15 protein-coding genes and 2 pseudogenes are annotated in these 14,853 nt (G+C 63.9%); 11 read left to right on the top strand and 6 right to left on the bottom strand.

Annotation, left to right across the window (positions count from 1 at the left end; all coding sequences use genetic code 11):
- Nucleotides 1-50: 50 nt before the first annotated feature.
- The 5 genes from cobU to WN72_RS17275 all read left to right on the top strand — a co-directional run bounded on the left by cobU (nt 51) and on the right by WN72_RS17275 (nt 5,875).
- Nucleotides 51-554, top strand: a complete 504-nt coding sequence (gene cobU, locus WN72_RS17295; protein ID WP_092217032.1) for a bifunctional adenosylcobinamide kinase/adenosylcobinamide-phosphate guanylyltransferase — start codon at nt 51-53, stop codon at nt 552-554.
- Nucleotides 551-1,333 carry an adenosylcobinamide-GDP ribazoletransferase gene (gene cobS / locus WN72_RS17290; RefSeq protein WP_092217031.1) on the top strand — a complete coding sequence of 261 codons (783 nt, stop codon included), beginning with the start codon at nt 551-553 and terminating at the stop codon, nt 1,331-1,333. Before cobU ends, cobS begins: the two co-directional genes overlap by 4 nt.
- Nucleotides 1,334-1,337: 4 nt before the next feature.
- Nucleotides 1,338-1,970 carry a 5,6-dimethylbenzimidazole synthase gene (bluB, locus tag WN72_RS17285; protein ID WP_027558947.1) on the top strand — a complete coding sequence of 211 codons (633 nt, stop codon included), beginning with the start codon at nt 1,338-1,340 and terminating at the stop codon, nt 1,968-1,970.
- A 171-nt stretch (nt 1,971-2,141) separates the two neighbouring features.
- Complete coding sequence (locus WN72_RS17280; RefSeq protein ID WP_092217030.1) at nt 2,142-3,185, top strand: ABC transporter substrate-binding protein; 1,044 nt, start codon at nt 2,142-2,144, stop codon at nt 3,183-3,185.
- Nucleotides 3,182-5,875 (top strand): hybrid sensor histidine kinase/response regulator, encoded by a 2,694-nt coding sequence (locus tag WN72_RS17275; RefSeq protein WP_092217029.1) that lies wholly within the window; start codon nt 3,182-3,184, stop codon nt 5,873-5,875. Before WN72_RS17280 ends, WN72_RS17275 begins: the two co-directional genes overlap by 4 nt.
- A 24-nt stretch (nt 5,876-5,899) precedes the next feature.
- On the opposite strand, the gene WN72_RS17270 is transcribed toward WN72_RS17275, so the two are convergent.
- The gene (locus WN72_RS17270; protein WP_092217028.1) at nt 5,900-6,886 is read right to left on the bottom strand and encodes a cysteine synthase A; all 987 of its coding nucleotides are present in this window, start codon (nt 6,884-6,886) and stop codon (nt 5,900-5,902) included.
- A 449-nt stretch (nt 6,887-7,335) separates the two neighbouring features.
- On the opposite strand from WN72_RS17270, the gene WN72_RS17265 reads away from it, so the two are divergent.
- The 4 genes from WN72_RS17265 to WN72_RS17250 all read left to right on the top strand — a co-directional run bounded on the left by WN72_RS17265 (nt 7,336) and on the right by WN72_RS17250 (nt 9,321).
- A complete protein-coding gene (locus tag WN72_RS17265; RefSeq protein WP_092217027.1) occupies nt 7,336-7,575 on the top strand; it encodes a DUF3551 domain-containing protein in 240 nt (79 codons plus the stop codon).
- A 148-nt stretch (nt 7,576-7,723) separates the two neighbouring features.
- Nucleotides 7,724-8,161, top strand: coding sequence for a hypothetical protein (locus WN72_RS17260; protein ID WP_143130635.1), 438 nt, complete (start codon nt 7,724-7,726; stop codon nt 8,159-8,161).
- 65 nt (nt 8,162-8,226) lie between these two features.
- Entirely contained in the window at nt 8,227-8,754 is a 528-nt protein-coding gene (locus tag WN72_RS17255; protein WP_167380896.1) for a hypothetical protein, read from the top strand.
- Between the two features lie 156 nt (nt 8,755-8,910).
- Nucleotides 8,911-9,321, top strand: coding sequence for a cupin domain-containing protein (locus WN72_RS17250; protein ID WP_051377983.1), 411 nt, complete (start codon nt 8,911-8,913; stop codon nt 9,319-9,321).
- A gap of 318 nt (nt 9,322-9,639) precedes the next feature.
- On the opposite strand, the gene WN72_RS17245 is transcribed toward WN72_RS17250, so the two are convergent.
- The 4 genes and pseudogenes from WN72_RS17245 to WN72_RS17230 all read right to left on the bottom strand — a co-directional run.
- The gene (locus WN72_RS17245) at nt 9,640-9,870 is read right to left on the bottom strand and encodes an MGMT family protein (RefSeq protein ID WP_035729978.1); all 231 of its coding nucleotides are present in this window, start codon (nt 9,868-9,870) and stop codon (nt 9,640-9,642) included.
- Between the two features lie 176 nt (nt 9,871-10,046).
- Nucleotides 10,047-10,655, bottom strand: coding sequence for a tetratricopeptide repeat protein (locus WN72_RS17240; protein WP_051377985.1), 609 nt, complete (start codon nt 10,653-10,655; stop codon nt 10,047-10,049).
- A gap of 19 nt (nt 10,656-10,674) precedes the next feature.
- Entirely contained in the window at nt 10,675-12,273 is a 1,599-nt protein-coding gene (locus tag WN72_RS17235; protein WP_092217023.1) for a tetratricopeptide repeat protein, read from the bottom strand.
- Between the two features lie 265 nt (nt 12,274-12,538).
- Nucleotides 12,539-12,780 (bottom strand): annotated as a pseudogene (locus WN72_RS17230) (LysR substrate-binding domain-containing protein); the annotation flags it as partial.
- Between WN72_RS17230 and WN72_RS47835 the strand changes: the two are divergent.
- Both WN72_RS47835 and WN72_RS17225 read left to right on the top strand, forming a co-directional pair.
- Nucleotides 12,769-12,969: pseudogene (locus WN72_RS47835) on the top strand (hypothetical protein); the annotation flags it as partial. The pseudogenes WN72_RS17230 and WN72_RS47835 overlap by 12 nt on opposite strands.
- Before the next feature lie 54 nt (nt 12,970-13,023).
- Nucleotides 13,024-13,905 (top strand): alpha/beta fold hydrolase, encoded by an 882-nt coding sequence (locus WN72_RS17225; protein WP_092217022.1) that lies wholly within the window; start codon nt 13,024-13,026, stop codon nt 13,903-13,905.
- Between the two features lie 18 nt (nt 13,906-13,923).
- Here the strand turns inward: WN72_RS17225 and WN72_RS17220 are convergent, their stop codons facing one another.
- Nucleotides 13,924-14,835, bottom strand: a complete 912-nt coding sequence (locus WN72_RS17220; RefSeq protein ID WP_167380895.1) for a LysR family transcriptional regulator — start codon at nt 14,833-14,835, stop codon at nt 13,924-13,926.
- Nucleotides 14,836-14,853 lie beyond the last annotated feature (18 nt).

The following is a 14,853-nucleotide window of genomic DNA, read 5'->3' as shown; positions in this document are numbered from 1 at the left end:
CTTTGTCTTTGGCGCCGTTTGGTGGTTAGTCAGACCCACAGGAGACTTTGATGGCCGTCATCTTGATCACGGGTGGAGCGCGATCGGGCAAGAGCAAGCGTGCGGAAATGCGCACGCGCGCTTTTCCCGGGCAGCCCGTTTATGTCGCGACGGCCGAGGCGCTCGATGCGGAAATGGAGACGCGTATCGCCAAGCATCGCGCGCGGCGCGGAACCGACTGGGTCGAACGCGAGGTGCCGCTCGATCTCGTGCCCGCACTGGTCGCAACCGATGGCGACGGCGCACGACTGGTGGATTGCCTGACGCTGTGGCTCTCCAACCTGATGCATGCAGAGCGCGACTGGGAGCGTGAAGTGAGAGAGCTCGCCAGCGCCCTGCCCCGCCTGAAAAGCCCCGCCGTCTTCGTCACCAACGAGGTCGGCCTCGGCATCGTGCCCGACAATGCGCTGGCGCGCAGCTATCGCGACGCCGCCGGGATCATGAACCAGACCATCGCCGCCGTCGCCGACGAGGTCGAGTTCGTGGTCGCCGGCCTGCCGATGAAACTGAAATGATGCCGCGCGCCGAGCTTTTGAAAGACATCATCGCCGATCTCAGGATGGCGGCATCGTTCGTGACGATCCTTCCCGTGGCATCGTCAAAGCCTGCAGCCGACGGCGCCGTCGCGCGCGCGACCTGGGCGCTCCCCGTCGCGGGGCTGCTGGTCGGCCTTGCCGGCGCCTTGATCTACAAGCTCGCCATCCGGGTCGGACTGACGCCGAACCTCGCCGCGCTGCTCGCGCTGGCTGCGACCACCCTGATCACCGGTACGCTGCACGAGGACGGACTTGCCGATACCGCTGACGGGCTCGGTGGCGGCCGCACCCGCGAGCGCAAGCTCGAGATCATGCGCGACAGCCGGATCGGCACCTATGGTGTCTGCGCGCTCATCCTGTCGTTCGGCCTGCGCTGGAGCGCGCTCGCGGCGATCGCCAGTCCCGCGGCCGTCACGCTCGCGCTGTGCGCCGCGCATGCGGCGGCGCGCGCGGGCGTACCGGCCTTCATGTCACTGGTCCCGCCGGCAAGGCCGGACGGATTGTCGGCCAGCGCGGGAGTGCCGCCGGGACGGAGCGTCGCCATCGCCTTTGCGGTTGGAACGCTCGCGCTCGCCCTGGCGTTGGGGCCGGGCAAGGCGCTGGTCGGCCTGATCCTGGTCTCGCTCGCCGGGCTGCTGCTGGCGCGGCTTGCGATCCGCCAGATCGGCGGGCAGACCGGCGACATCCTCGGCGCGTTCGAGCAGATCTGCGAAATCCTGATCCTGCTGGTCGCCGCAGCCTTTCAGATCGGACGTTGAGCCGATGGTCGAGTTCGACGACACCTTCCGCCGGCAATTGCACGAGCTGTTCGTGTGGCGCCGCGATGTGCGCCGCTTTCGCACCGATCCGCTGCCGGACGGCGCCATCGACCGCCTGATCGAGACCGCCTGCCTCTCGCCTTCGGTCGGGCTCAGCCAGCCCTGGCGCTTCGTCATCGTCGACGATGCCGCTCGCCGCCGCGCCGTGATCGACGACTTCAAATCATGCAACGCCGATGCGCTCGGTGCCTATGCCGGCGAACGCGCCGCGCGCTACGCCACGCTCAAACTGTCGGGGCTCGAGCAGGCGCCGGGCCACCTCGCCGTATTCGCCGACAAGGCCAGCGACATCGGCCACGGCCTCGGCCGCGCCACCATGCCGGAGACGACGGAATATTCCGTCGTCGCCGCGATCACCGCGATGTGGCTCGCCGCGCGCGCGGAAGGTATCGGCCTTGGCTGGGTGTCGATCCTGAATCCTGCACGCATTCACACCATTCTCGACGTGCCTGATACCTGGAAGTTCATCGCCTATCTCTGCGTCGGCTATCCCGAGGCTGAATGCGACCGGCCGGAGCTGGAGCGGGCGAAATGGGAGCACCGGCGGGGAGCGGGCGAATTCACGCTGCGGCGTTGAAGGCTGGTTCTTGCAGAACCCGAAACAGACGACTCCCTGGCCGCGTAGGCTTACGGTATCGGGCTGCCAAAGGCTGCGAATGAGCATTCATAAGCGTAGTTTTTCATCAATTGTGGTTGCTAGCCTTTCGGGATATGCACAGCGTCAGGAACAATTTTTGCGAAACATTTCATGATTGAGCGGCCCGCTCCTGCCCGCGCTGCGCCGGCGGTCGCCCGCCGCGATTTCCTTCGCCTCGCCGGCGCAACTGCCGCGGGCTTCTTCGCGCTCGGCGCAACGCCGGATCGCATGCGCATCGTCGCCTCGCTGACTGCATTGTCACTCGACGACGAGCTGACGAGACGCAGCATGACCGAAGCTGCGACCACCCGGCTTGGCGGCCTCATTGCAGGCCTGCGGCAACGCGGCTGGGTCGAAGGGGTCAATTTCCGCCTGGAGCTGCGCTCGAGCTTCGGCGGAGCCGACAAGTTGAAGAGCGCCATCCAGGAGATCATCGATCTCAAGCCCGACGTCATCCTGACCGGCTCGACGGGTGAGACCGCGGCCGTCCTCGCGGCCACCAGGACGATCCCGATCGTGTTCGCGACCTCCAACGATCCCGTCGGCAACGGCTTCGTCGAGAGCCTCGCCCATCCCGGCGGCAACGTCACCGGCTTCACCAGCAGCACGCCCGAGATGGGCGGCAAATGGCTTCAGCTCATCAAGGAGGCCGTGCCCGACATCGCGCGTGTCGGCGTGCTGTACAATCCGGCGACGACGCCGCGCGCCGGGCGCTACTATCTCGACTCGCTCGAGGCGGAGGCCGTGACATGCGGGGTCGGCGTGGTCCTCGTCCCCGTCGGCAAGGCCGCGGAGATCGAGGGCGCGATCGGCCGCTTTTCCGAGCCGCCCAAGGCCGCGATGATCTCGCTCGTCGACAGCTTCCTGGTGGTGAACCGCCAGGCGATCGTCGCAGCAACGGCAAAATATCGCGTCCCGATGATCTATCCGTTTCACTACTTCATGGACGCGGGCGGACTGATGAGCTACGGCCCGACGCTCGAGGTGCGCTCGGCCGACTATGTCGATCTCATCCTGCGCGGCACCAAGGCAGGCGACCTGCCGGTGCAATCGCCGCGCAAATACGAGCTCCTGATCAACCGCAGCGTTGCCAACGCGCTCGGATTGAGGATTCCATTCACGCTGCTGGCGCGCGCCGACGAGATCCGCGAGTGAACGAAGAGGTCGACCAGGGACATTTGCGGACGCCTCCCGGCCGGCTGTTCCGCAAATATCTCGTCTCGATCGTCGCCCTCGCCTTCGCCGCGCTCGCTATCAACACCGGCTTCGACGTCTGGTTCTCCTATCGCGAGCAGAAGCAGCTTCTCGCCGCGATCCAGCGCGAGCAGGCGGCAAGCGCGGCGATCCAGATCGGCCAGTTCATCGGCCAGATCGAGAACCAGATCAGATGGCTCTCGCGCCTGCCGCCGGAGCTGTCGACCAACGAAGACGATCGCCTTAACTCCATCCGCCTGCTGCGCCTCTCGCCCGCGATCGCGGAGATCGCCGAGCTCGATGCACAGGGCCGCGAACAGGTGCGCGTGTCGCGCCGCATCGCCGACAGGATCGGCAGCAAGGCCGATCTCTCGACGTCGCCGGCCTTCCGCGGCGCCAATGAAAGCCGGGCCTACTACGGGCCCGTCTACTTCTTCGGCGACACCGAGCCGTTCATGACGATTGCGACGCGCGGCACCGGCCGCTCCCCCAATGTGGTCGTCGCCGAGGTCAATCTGCGCTTCATCTGGGACCTGGTCGCCGGGATCAGGGTCGGCAACACCGGCAAGGCCTATGTGGTCGATCGGCAGGGGGTCTTGATCGCGCATCCCGATCTGTGGCCGGCGCTGCAACGCAGCGATCTTTCCGGACATGCGGACGTGCGCACTGCGCTCGACGGCGTCGGGCCGCCCTCGGGCGGCCTGGTCAAGGAGGACCTCTCGGGCCAGCGCGTGCTGTCGACCTATGCGACCGTCCCCTCGCTCGGCTGGCTGGTGTTCGTCGAGCTGCCGCTCAGCGAAGCCTATGCGCCGATCTATGCATCGATCGGGCGATCGACCTTTCTGCTTGTCATTCTGCTTGCCGGCGCGGTGCTGGTCTCACTCTTCCTCAGCCGGCGCATGACCGTGCCGATCCAGATCCTGACGCAGGGCGCACGCCGGATCGGCAGCGGCGATCTCGGCCTGCGGCTCGCAATCAAGACCGGCGACGAGCTGGAAGCGCTCGGCGACCAGTTCAACCGCATGGCCGCGCATTTGCGCGAATCCTATGCGACGCTGGAGCGCAAGGTGATCGAGCGCACCTCCGAGCTGGAGAAGGCGCGCGATCAGGCCCTTGCCGAGCACGATGCCGCCGAGCGCGCGCGCAGCGCGGCGGTGGCGGCCAACGAGACCAAGTCGCGCTTCCTCGCCGTCGTCAGCCACGAGCTGCGCACGCCGCTCAATGGCGTCATGGGCGTGCTGCAACTGCTCGACGACGGCAGCCTCAGCGAAGCGCAGCGCCGCCAGCTTGCGACCGCGGCCGCATCGGGCGAAACGCTGATCGCGCTGGTCGATGCCATCCTGGAATATGCGCGTCTGGAGGCCAGCACCGAGGCGTTGGAGACGCGCGACTTCCGGCTCGACCAGCTCGTCGAGACCGCCGCCGATCTGATGCGCCCGCAGGCCTTCGGCAAGGGCCTCGCCTTCGATCTCGCCTGTGAGGCAACGGCCGATATCTCGGTGCACGGCGATCCCGTCCGGCTCAACCGCATCCTGCTCAACCTGATCGGCAACGCGATCAAGTTCACCCCACACGGCGGGATCGCCGTGAGGGCAGAAGCCGAGCAGCACGACAATCATGTGCTGCTGCGCGTCACGGTCCGCGATACCGGCATCGGCATCGCCCCTGACATGCACGAGCGGATCTTCGAGGACTTCGTGCAAGCGGACGACAGCATCGCGCGCAGGTTCGGCGGCACCGGCCTCGGCCTTGCGATCGCCCGGCGCCTCACACGCCTGATGCGCGGCGAGCTGACGGTGACGAGCACGCCGGGCGAAGGCAGCACGTTCACGCTCGAAGTGCCGCTCGGCCGCGCCGCGAGCGGCGTCGCGCAAGGTGCAATTCCGCCGCCGTCGCGGCAGCTCAGCGTGCTGCTGGTGGACGACGATCCCGTCAATCGCGAGGTCGGCGAAGCCATCCTGAAACGGCTCGGCCACCGCCCCACCCTCGCCGGCAACGGCGCCTCGGCCATCGCGCTCGCGCGCGATCAGGCCTTCGACGTGATTCTGATGGACCTGCACATGCCCGACATGGATGGCGTGGAAGCGGCATCAAAGATCGGCAAGCTGGCCTTGCCGAAGATGCCGCGCATCATCGCCGTGACCGCCGACGTCTCGCGCAGCGCCCGCGAACGGCTTGCAGGCGCAGGCATCGCCAAGATCGTCAGCAAGCCGATCCTGATCAATGCGCTGCGCGAAGCGATCGAGGACGATCTCGAGGCTGAGCCGGCAGACGTGCAGCTCACCGCGGGCGCATTGATCGACCGGCACTTTCTCGACGACCAGAAAGAGCTGCTGGGCGCGGCGCAAATCGCAAAGCTCCACCGTCTGCTGGAAGAGACCAGCGAAAAGCTGATCGATGACATCGCCAAGGCCGCGACAATTGGCGACCGCATGCAGCTCGCGCGATCCACGCACCAGCTCGGCAGCGCCGCCGGCGCGCTCGGCCTCGTCCGCCTGTTCGAGCGCTGCCGTGAGGTCGAGCTGGCGGCCCCCTCGATGTCCCCGGCCGAGTGCCAGAGCGCCGCCCGCGGTCTCGCCGCGCTTCGCGAGGCCTCGATGAGCGCGCTGGATGAGTTGCTTCGGCCCGCCGAACAATGGTCGGCCCGCTAGCGCGCATCCTGCCCGATGCGGTTGCTATCCCATCCAATGTGGGATGGGCAGATTCTTCTTGCGCAGAAATTCCGGGTTGAACAGCTTGGATTGATAGCGCTGACCGCCATCCGCGAGGATCGTCACGATGGTCTTGCCGGGACCGAGGTCGCGCGCAAGCCGCATGGCTCCGACGATGTTGATGGCGCTCGATCCACCGAGCACCAGCCCTTCATGCTCGATCAGATCGAACAGAACGGGCAACGCTTCCTCGTCCGTGATCTGATACGCCGCATCGATTGGCGTGCCCTCCAGGTTCCTGGTCACACGCCCTTGCCCTATCCCTTCGGTGATGGAGTCGCCTTCGCTCGTCAGCTCGCCCTTGGTGAACCAGTTATAGAGCGCAGCGCCCATGGGGTCGCTGAGCGCAATCCTGACGGCTGGGTTGCGCTCCTTGAGGGCGCGCGCGACCCCACCCAAAGTCCCGCCACTGCCAACGGCACAGGTAAAGCCATCGATGTTTCCGCCCGTTTGCTCCCAAATCTCCGGCCCGGTCGTGCGGTAGTGGCCCTCGCGATTGGCAGTGTTGTCGAACTGGTTGGCCCAGAATGCACCGAGTTCTTCGGCGAGCTGACCTGAATAGCGTGCGTAATGGCCGGGATTTGAATACGGCACGGCGGGGACCAGTCGCAGGTCCGCGCCACACAACCGCAACATATCCTTCTTCTCCTGACTTTGTGTGTCAGGCATCACGATCACGCTGCGATAGCCGCGTGCATTGGCGACGAGCGCGATGCCGATGCCGACATTTCCCGCCGTCCCTTCGACGATGACGCCGCCCGGCTTGAGCCTGCCACGTCGCTCGGCATCGTTGACCATGGCGAGGGCCGCGCGATCCTTGATCGATCCGCCGGGATTGAGAAATTCGGCCTTGCCGTAGATCTCGCAGCCCGTGGCCTCCGATGCCCTTCGCAGCCTGATCAATGGCGTATTGCCGATGGAGTCCAAAAATCCTGTTCGGATACCGTTCATCGCCCCCCTCACCTTCGCGCTCCCCAACCTTAGGCTGCCGAACGGACAATTTCGTTCTCTAATTCAGGCGGTACGGGCAACAGCTTTGGCGTTCAACCGACCTGATCGGCAATTCCCATTCCTGCGCGGTGGCTCATTTCGAGTCGTGGTCTATTGCTGTCCTTTGTCTTGAATCTGAAGTCGGCTTGCCGTCGACGAGCAGACTAGAGGCAGACAGCACCGGGAAGACCGCTTGCGGGCGCTCTTGACCCTAACCGGCCTTCCGAATTTCCCCTGTTCCCGGGATCGGCACGAGGCAGGATTTCGGGAAATTCACCGCGAACTCTAAGGGTATGATCGGATCATCATTCGGCACGCTGAAGTTATTATGGACCTTGGTCCCGGTGCCTTTCCAACCCAGGTGGAGCACAGGTGAGCACTCACCCAACGAGTAGTGCAGGAGGACTGAGATGAGCCGTATTCTGTTTGCTGCGGTGTCCGCCATTCTGATCCTGGTCACGGTCGGATCACTCTCGCCCGCGGTCGCGGCCGCAGATCGCTACTGCCTGCAAGGCCGCCGCTGGGGCCATCCCGGCAACTGCCAGTTCGCGACCCTCCAGCAGTGCAGGGCGGCTGCCTCCGGCACCCATGCGTCCTGCGGGGTCAATCCGCGCTATGCATTCGGACGCTCGCAGCAGGGCAGACAGTGATTGAACGCCGCGGGCGCACCGGGCGAGGCTCTCGCTTGAGTTCGGCTCCCGGCCCTTGGTGGACTTGCGTCAGTTTCGGCTGAGGTACTTCCCTTGGCTCCAAGCTCGCGGAAGCCAGGGGGCTGAAATCGTGAAGGGAGCCACGGCCATGAAGCCATCATCTCGGCTGATTGCAGCGTTGGCTGTAGCTGCCATCGCTCCCGCCCATGCCGCCAAGCTGCCCCAAATCGACGACATCATCACGCTGCGGTCCCAAACGCTCGCCTGCTTCGACCTGGAGAACACCAAGGAGCTGGAACGCACGCGCACCACGGATGGCCTCTCGGCGGCACTGCAATTTGTCGACCGCCACGCCCTACCGGACAACCCCGCCGCGGGAAGCGGCATGTTCACCAACGTCTGCACCCGTTTCGGACCAGGCGGCACGATGTACCGGGTCAAGAAGGTTCACGACTGGACAAGCGGCGGACTGACCCTGTTTTGTATTGATCCAGCGACAAAATGGGATCTCAGCCCGCCAGGTGAACAGAAGGAACCGACGACTGAGGCGGCCGATCATTGTTGGTGGGTGCGGCTTGATGATTGAGAAAATCGTCGACCTGGATGGGTTCATCTGCCTGAACTTCAAGGAAATCAACTGGAGGGATGAGAATGTCGGTCCCCTGCAAGCTCGAACGCAGCCTCCTCAGCCACGAGGAATATGAGACGATCCGCCTCACGCACCATCCCGCCATCTATCACGTCGACATCGCTGAGCTCGAGGCCATGCGACCTCGCTTGCGCAAGATGCGCGACAAGGAGCGAACGCTCGGCCGACAAAGGCAGCGAGAGGGGCGCGGAAAGGCCGAGGCTCGCGGAGCCAGCTTTCCAGGAACCGCCGAGCATGCATCAGAACGCAAGCAAGTCTTCGCCGCGGCACTGAAGCGGTTGAACAACGAGCTTAGGCGCCTTCACAACCTGGCAGCTCGGACCGCGCATGTTGAAGCGGCGCGAAAGGCTCTCGCCCTGCATCGCGCCGCGAACTTCACGACCAATCCCCCAGCCGGAGCCAACGCGAACGAAGGCATGGTGCCGAAGGCAAGCACACGCCGAAGAAAGATCATTGCAGGCGCAAAGATCGGACGGGTGTCGCAGGCGACGAAAGTCGCGCAGGCGGTGCGCGACGCGCGAAGTGGATGAGCGGCGGAAACCTTCGGCCTGCCCACCGAAATTGGCCCTTAGCAGACCAATCGCGGCATGGTGCGCCACCGGAGCGGACTTGCCGTAGCTGTGCTCACACCCAAGACTTGTGCGGTCGCGAGCCGCTCCGCCCGCTCAAAGCAATGGGAGCCCGCTATGTGGCGAGCCATTTTGTCTGGGACGATCCTTGGTACCGCTTTATTCCTAATCGGCGGTCAGATCACAGTCGGACAACAGGCACCAACGATCAAACGGACCGACCTTCTCAAGACTGCCCTTCCGGAAATGGAGGGTAAAGACATGAGTGTGTGGGTTGCTGACATCCCGCCGAACTCCGCTACCGGCCGACATTCGCACCCGACGCCGAGATTCGTGTACGTGCTCGACGGTGCAGTTGTCTACGAGGTTGATGGAAAGCCGCCGCAAACCTTCAAGGCAGGTGAGGCATACGCGGAGATGCCGGGCGAGGTCCACAACTTTAGAAACGCGAGTTCGGCACAGCCAGCGAGAGCTCTCGGTTTCCAATACGCAACCAAGGGCCAGCCGCTCCAAACCAATGCCCCTTGAACCAGTCTGAGAAGTTTTGGACTTGCACAGCACGTAGGATGGGTTGAGCCCTTGCGAAACCCATCGCTCTTGTTTCCGTCATGACCGCGTACCAATCCGGTGAAGCATGGAGCGCGTGCGCAATTAGGGGCCTTCTTCGTCTCACGGTCACGTCGATCTCACTCGCTACCCGATGGACTGGCGGGCGATCAGTCCAAGCCCGGTCTTCGATATTGTGCGAGGCGTTGGATTGACGATGGGTTTCGCAAAGGCTCAACCCATCCTACGGGCTATGTCACATTCTTCCGCGATGCACGGTGAAGCTCCCGGTCAAGCGGATCATTGTTGGGCCGGCCGACGGCGCGGACGAACGTAGCCGCGCATTGAGCCGCCGCTTGCAATAACGCGATGACACGGGATCGATGGGTCGTCATTCGTGCGCATGATGGCACCAACCGCGCGTGCAGCTTTCGGATTGCCGGCTTTGGCAGCGACAGCCTTGTACGTCATGGTCTTCCCCTTGGGGATCTTGCGCACGATGTCGCGGACCTTGTCCGAAAACGTTTTCATAGGCCGAGTGTAGCACCTTTCTCAGCTATTGGCCCATCAGCGAAGTTGCGCCTCATCTGGCGGAGGCCCGCTCCTTGCGGCTAAGCGGACTGGATTTGCTCGCTCTGAGTTCCTCGCATTTTGATCCGAAACCGACATGTGACGTGCGCCCGAATTCCGAAGCGGACAATCTGCCCTCAATGTGCAGCCAGCTTTCTGTATGCCGCGATGGCGCGCTTGAGATCGTCATATTCCTGGCAAGGAAGAAGGAGGCAGAGATTTTCCAATGCAGCCAGATGTTGCTCAGCTTTGGTGGGCTCGCCGAGCACCAGATAAGCCTCGCCAAGATGCTCGTGCGCGCTGCGGTGACGCGGATCTAGCGTTAGCGACTGCTGATAGTGTCCAACAGCCGGCCCGAGTTGGCGCAAGCGTCGATAGGAATAACCAAGATAGTTCTGGATATCGGCATTGAGCGGGTCACGCAGGGCGGCGCGCGTGAACGATCCAATGGCCCCATTCCAGTCCGCCGCGGCAAGCGCTCTCTTGCCCGCCTTGAAATCGGGATCGAGCTCCACCCACTCAGCATCCGCCGCCACGGGTACCATGGTGGTGCAGATCGGCCAGGCTTCGGGCGTGACTGCGGTCGTCCCTTTGCCGGTGGACCCGCTGAACAGCGGTATACTCCCCCATTCCGTCCGGTCATTCCCGTAGACGGCAAAATAAGCGACAAGCCCACCGAGCACCGTCGCCGCAGCAATTGCCGGGATCAACGTTGTCATTCCTACATTGACGGCGCTCTTGGGCATGGATCGGACCGCCGAAGCATCATTGTCGTGAAGTACCCACGGTGTCGTTCCGCAATTGTGCTTTGGCTTCACGGATTTCCTGCCGCTCCGTATCGGCGTTCCCGGCGAGCTCTATCAGCTTGCTATAATACTCGGTTGACTTCTGACGGTCGCCGGAGCGGTCGGCAGCACGCGCGGCGCCCCAGAACGCGCGGAAGCGATTGGGAGTTTGCTTGAGTGCGGTCTCATACTCGTTCAGTGCGGCTGTGGGCTGTCCGACCTCCAGGAGCAATTCCGCCAACAGTTCGCGCAGCGGAAAGAGGCGATTCTCCATGGCCACGTGTTTGACACTGCTGTCTTCGCTGTCGGCGGCTGCCCGCATTAACTTGAGGGCCCGATCGTGGTCGCCTTCCTTCAGTGCGACCCACGCGGAGACCGCAAGCATTTGCTCTTCGGTGCGTTCGGCCCAGTAGGATTGGTCAGCACCCTGCAGCGTCGTGCGCAACGCTTTCATCTCCTCGATCTCTTTATTGGCGCCGGCGATATCGCCGACACGCGCCATGCCGAGACCGCGCGTGAAGCGGATCAACGAATCCGCCATGGGATATTTGGTCGGCGTCATCGCCAGGGCGGCAGCGCCGGCCCAGTCGGCACGCTCCAAGACATAGCGCGCCGGCATGGCGGCCTTGGCGGTGAAATTGACGAAGTTGATCGGCCGGTCGCCGCGATCGGCGGTGGCCAGCGACTTTTTGATCATCGCGTCGGCTTTGGCGTCTTGCGCGAGCTGCAGATGCGCATACACCGTGAAGTCCGATGCGTGATAGTAGTCGGGCTGAATCTCAAGCGCTAAGGCGTTTGAGGCGATGGATTCCTCCCAGAGCCCGACCATGGAATAGATGTGAGACGGCATGTGCCGCGCATGCGGCACCGCCGGCGCGATGCCGGCGTAGCGACGGGCTGATGCAATCCCCTTTTCGGCAAGCGGAGCAAAATCGTAGGCGTGAATGAGGTAATGCGTCACACCCGGATGTTGAGGGTTCTCCTCGAACAGGCTTTCCAGAAGTACCGCGGATTTCAGCTGGTTAGTGTATGAGAGGTCGTTCTTCTTCGCGGAAGCTTGTAGCGTGAGCGCGTAGTACGCCTTCGCCTCGTAGTCGTCAGGATAGGTTTGCACCATGCGCTCCATCGCAGCATTGTAGGCCGTCAGACGGGCATCAACGGGAACCTTATTGTAGTCGCGGAAATAGGCGCTCAGCGCCTCGATCCAGTCCCGCTCACGTGGCGTCTTCGCCCCGACCGACCGTGCCTTTTCAAGTGCATCCCAGGCTGCTTGTGCCTCGACATTTGATGGCGTGGTCGCAAGCGTGTTGCCAAGGAGGTCCATCGCCACACCCCAATATGCCATGGCGCAGCCGGGATCTTGTTGCAGTATCGCTTCGAATTTCCGGCGGGCGATCAGGAACCAATATGAATGCAGCATGGCGACGCCGCGGTCGAACTCGGCTTGAACACCGGGATCGCAGGAGGTGGGGAACGTCACCTTACCGAGCTGTTGGTCTTGCTGACCAATTGCACCGCTCGTGATGGCAGCACCTAGCAGGGCTAGCGCAAAAGATATCTTTATCGAGTGAGTTCTCATCTAACTCTCCTCTCCAGAATGCACGCGGTGACGCGCGTGACCTGCCGCGTGCAAAGTTGCGACAAAGACCAGGCCCAGGGAGGCGTATTGCTGAATTGGTTGAATTCGATCGGAGCTTACTACACGCGCCACCCTCTTAATAGGACAGCGAAATTTCCGTTATTGGCCCAGAGGCGAAGTCGCCGCACGCCCCGTTTTTCGTCGCTGCTCGAGGTGAAGCGGACATCCGGAAGCCCAGCGTTTGATATGGGTCCACATGGCCGCCTCAGCGCGTCCGCGCGCCCGCCTCCTCCCGGCCAAAACGCTCCACCAAAAAATCGATGAACAGCCGCACTTTCACCGACAAATGCCGCGTCGGCGGATAGACCGCGTAGAGCGCGAGCGGCGGCGCTGAATAGTCGTCCAACACGGTGCGCAGCTCGCCCTCCTTCAACGCATCGGCGGCGCTGAATTCCGGGGCAGCGCGAGCCTCCTGCCCTTGATCGCGACATCACGCACCGGCTCGGCAGCGCCGCCGGCGCGCTCGGCCTCGTCCGCCTGTTCGAGCGCTGTTGCGCGGTCGAGCTGGCGGCCGGCTCGATGTCGCCGCCGGAATGCCAGAGCGCGGCGCGCGAGCTCGCTGCGCTTCAGAAGGCCTCGATGAGCGCGCCGGACGAGTTGCTTCAGTCCGAAGAGCAGCGTACGGACACTCCCTGAACTTCAGGACGATAGGAGTCGCCGGTGCGCGCAAAATGTCTCGCCATTCTTCTCATGCTGCTTGCACCTGCCGCGCGCGCCGAAACGGAGTCCTTCCCGTCCAGCTTCAAGACCCAAACCATCCCGGCCAACGGCACGCAGATTCACGTGCGCGTCGGCGGCCAGGGTCCCGCCGTGATCCTGATCCATGGCTTCGGCGACACCGGCGACATGTGGGCGAAGCTTGGCGTGGACCTTGCGCGCGATCACACCGTCGTGGTGCCTGATCTGCGCGGGATGGGCCTCTCGGACAAACCCGACAAGGGCTACGACAAATGGAGCCAGGCGGCCGACATGCGGGCTGTTCTCCAGGCGCTCGGCATCGAAAAGGCTGCGGTCGTCGGGCATGATATCGGGACCATGGTGGCCTATGCCTACGCGGCCCGGTATCGCGACCTGACCGAGAAGCTGGTCGTCATGGATGCGCCGGTGCCCGGGGTGCCGCCGTGGGACGAGGTCGTGCGCAGCCCGCTGCTGTGGCACTTCGATTTCGGCGGCCCCGACATGGAGCGGCTGGTCAAGGGCCGCGAGCGCATCTATCTCGACCGCTTCTGGAATGAATTCGCGGGCACGCCCTCGAAGATCACCGAGGCCACGCGCCGCCATTACGCAGAGCTCTATGCGCGGCCGGGCGCGATGCACGCGGCCTTCGCGCAGTTCAGGGCGATCCGCACCGACGCCGAAGACAACAAGAAGGCGATCACGACCAAGCTGGCGATGCCGGTGCTCGCCATCGGCGGCGAGAAATCGTTCGGCAAGATGGAAGCCGTCGTGATGCGGAACGCGGCGACCGATGTCACGGAGGTCGTCATTCCGGACGCTGGACACTGGCTGATGGAGGAGGATCCGGCAGCGACCATCAAGGCGGTGCGCGAGTTCCTCGACGGGAAGAAATAGATCGGCGCGACAAGCCGATTATTTTAATCGGCTCGTCGCGTCCTCCTCCCGCCCAAACCGCTCCACCAGAAAATCGATGAACAGCCGCACCTTCACCGACAAATGCCGCGTCGGCGGATAGACCGCGTAGAGCGCGAGCGGCGGCGCTGAATAGTCGTCCAGCACCGTCCGCAGCTCGCCCGTCTTCAACGCATCGGCGGCGATGAATTCGGGGAGCAGCGCAAGTCCCCTGCCCTTGATCGCGACATCGCGCAGCACCTCGGCATTGTTGACGCAGAGCGACCAGGCCGGCTGGATCCAGTGGTCGCCGTCGCTGCCTGTGAGCTTCCACTGGTTGCCCGTGAGCAGGAAGCCGTAAGTGAGCGACGCGTGCTCGCGCAGATCCTGCGGATGTCTGGGCGTGCCGTGCCGCGCGAGATAATCCGGCGAGGCGCAGATCATCCGCGCCACCGGCGTGATTTTTCGCGCGATCAGGCTGGAGGATTCCAGCTCCGCGATCCGCAGCGTCACGTCAAAGCCGTCCTGCACCGGATCGAGCAGATCGTCGCTGAGCACGATCTGGAGCTGAAGCTCGGGATAGTGCGTCATGAAATCGGCGAGCACGGGACCCAGCCGCATGGTGCCGAACGACATCGGCGCGTTGACGCGCAACAGGCCCCGCGGCGCCGACTGGGCTTGCGTCACCGCCTGATCGGCGGCCTCGATCTCCGAGAGGATCACGACCGCCCGCTCGAAATAGCGCTGGCCGTTCTCGGTCGGGCTCGCATGCCGCGTGGTCCGGTTCAGCAGCTGGACGCCGAGGCTCTCCTCGAGGTCGGCGATGTATTTGCTGATCGCCGAGCGCGACAGCCTGAGCTGCCGGCCCGCTTCGGCAAAGCTGCCGCTCTCGACCACTTTCACGAACGCCCGCAGGCTGGCGACCTTATCCAAGCGCTGGCCCCGGCGATT

The sequence above is a fragment of the Bradyrhizobium arachidis genome (assembly GCF_015291705.1).
GTDB classification, from domain to species: domain Bacteria; phylum Pseudomonadota; class Alphaproteobacteria; order Rhizobiales; family Xanthobacteraceae; genus Bradyrhizobium; species Bradyrhizobium arachidis.
Note: the sequence above shows the minus strand (reverse complement) of the source record. Positions and strands in the feature narration are given on the sequence as shown.

Coding starts and splice junctions, on each gene's coding strand:
- cobU (WP_092217032.1), top strand. CDS start 51: ATGGCCGTCATCTTGATCACGGGTGGAGCGCGATCGGGCAAGAGCAAG.
- cobS (WP_092217031.1), top strand. CDS start 551: ATGATGCCGCGCGCCGAGCTTTTGAAAGACATCATCGCCGATCTCAGG.
- bluB (WP_027558947.1), top strand. CDS start 1,338: ATGGTCGAGTTCGACGACACCTTCCGCCGGCAATTGCACGAGCTGTTC.
- WN72_RS17280 (WP_092217030.1), top strand. CDS start 2,142: ATGATTGAGCGGCCCGCTCCTGCCCGCGCTGCGCCGGCGGTCGCCCGC.
- WN72_RS17270 (WP_092217028.1), bottom strand. CDS start 6,886: ATGAACGGTATCCGAACAGGATTTTTGGACTCCATCGGCAATACGCCA.
- WN72_RS17265 (WP_092217027.1), top strand. CDS start 7,336: ATGAGCCGTATTCTGTTTGCTGCGGTGTCCGCCATTCTGATCCTGGTC.
- WN72_RS17260 (WP_143130635.1), top strand. CDS start 7,724: ATGAAGCCATCATCTCGGCTGATTGCAGCGTTGGCTGTAGCTGCCATC.
- WN72_RS17255 (WP_167380896.1), top strand. CDS start 8,227: ATGTCGGTCCCCTGCAAGCTCGAACGCAGCCTCCTCAGCCACGAGGAA.
- WN72_RS17250 (WP_051377983.1), top strand. CDS start 8,911: ATGTGGCGAGCCATTTTGTCTGGGACGATCCTTGGTACCGCTTTATTC.
- WN72_RS17245 (WP_035729978.1), bottom strand. CDS start 9,870: ATGAAAACGTTTTCGGACAAGGTCCGCGACATCGTGCGCAAGATCCCC.
- WN72_RS17240 (WP_051377985.1), bottom strand. CDS start 10,655: ATGCCCAAGAGCGCCGTCAATGTAGGAATGACAACGTTGATCCCGGCA.
- WN72_RS17235 (WP_092217023.1), bottom strand. CDS start 12,273: ATGAGAACTCACTCGATAAAGATATCTTTTGCGCTAGCCCTGCTAGGT.
- WN72_RS17225 (WP_092217022.1), top strand. CDS start 13,024: ATGCTGCTTGCACCTGCCGCGCGCGCCGAAACGGAGTCCTTCCCGTCC.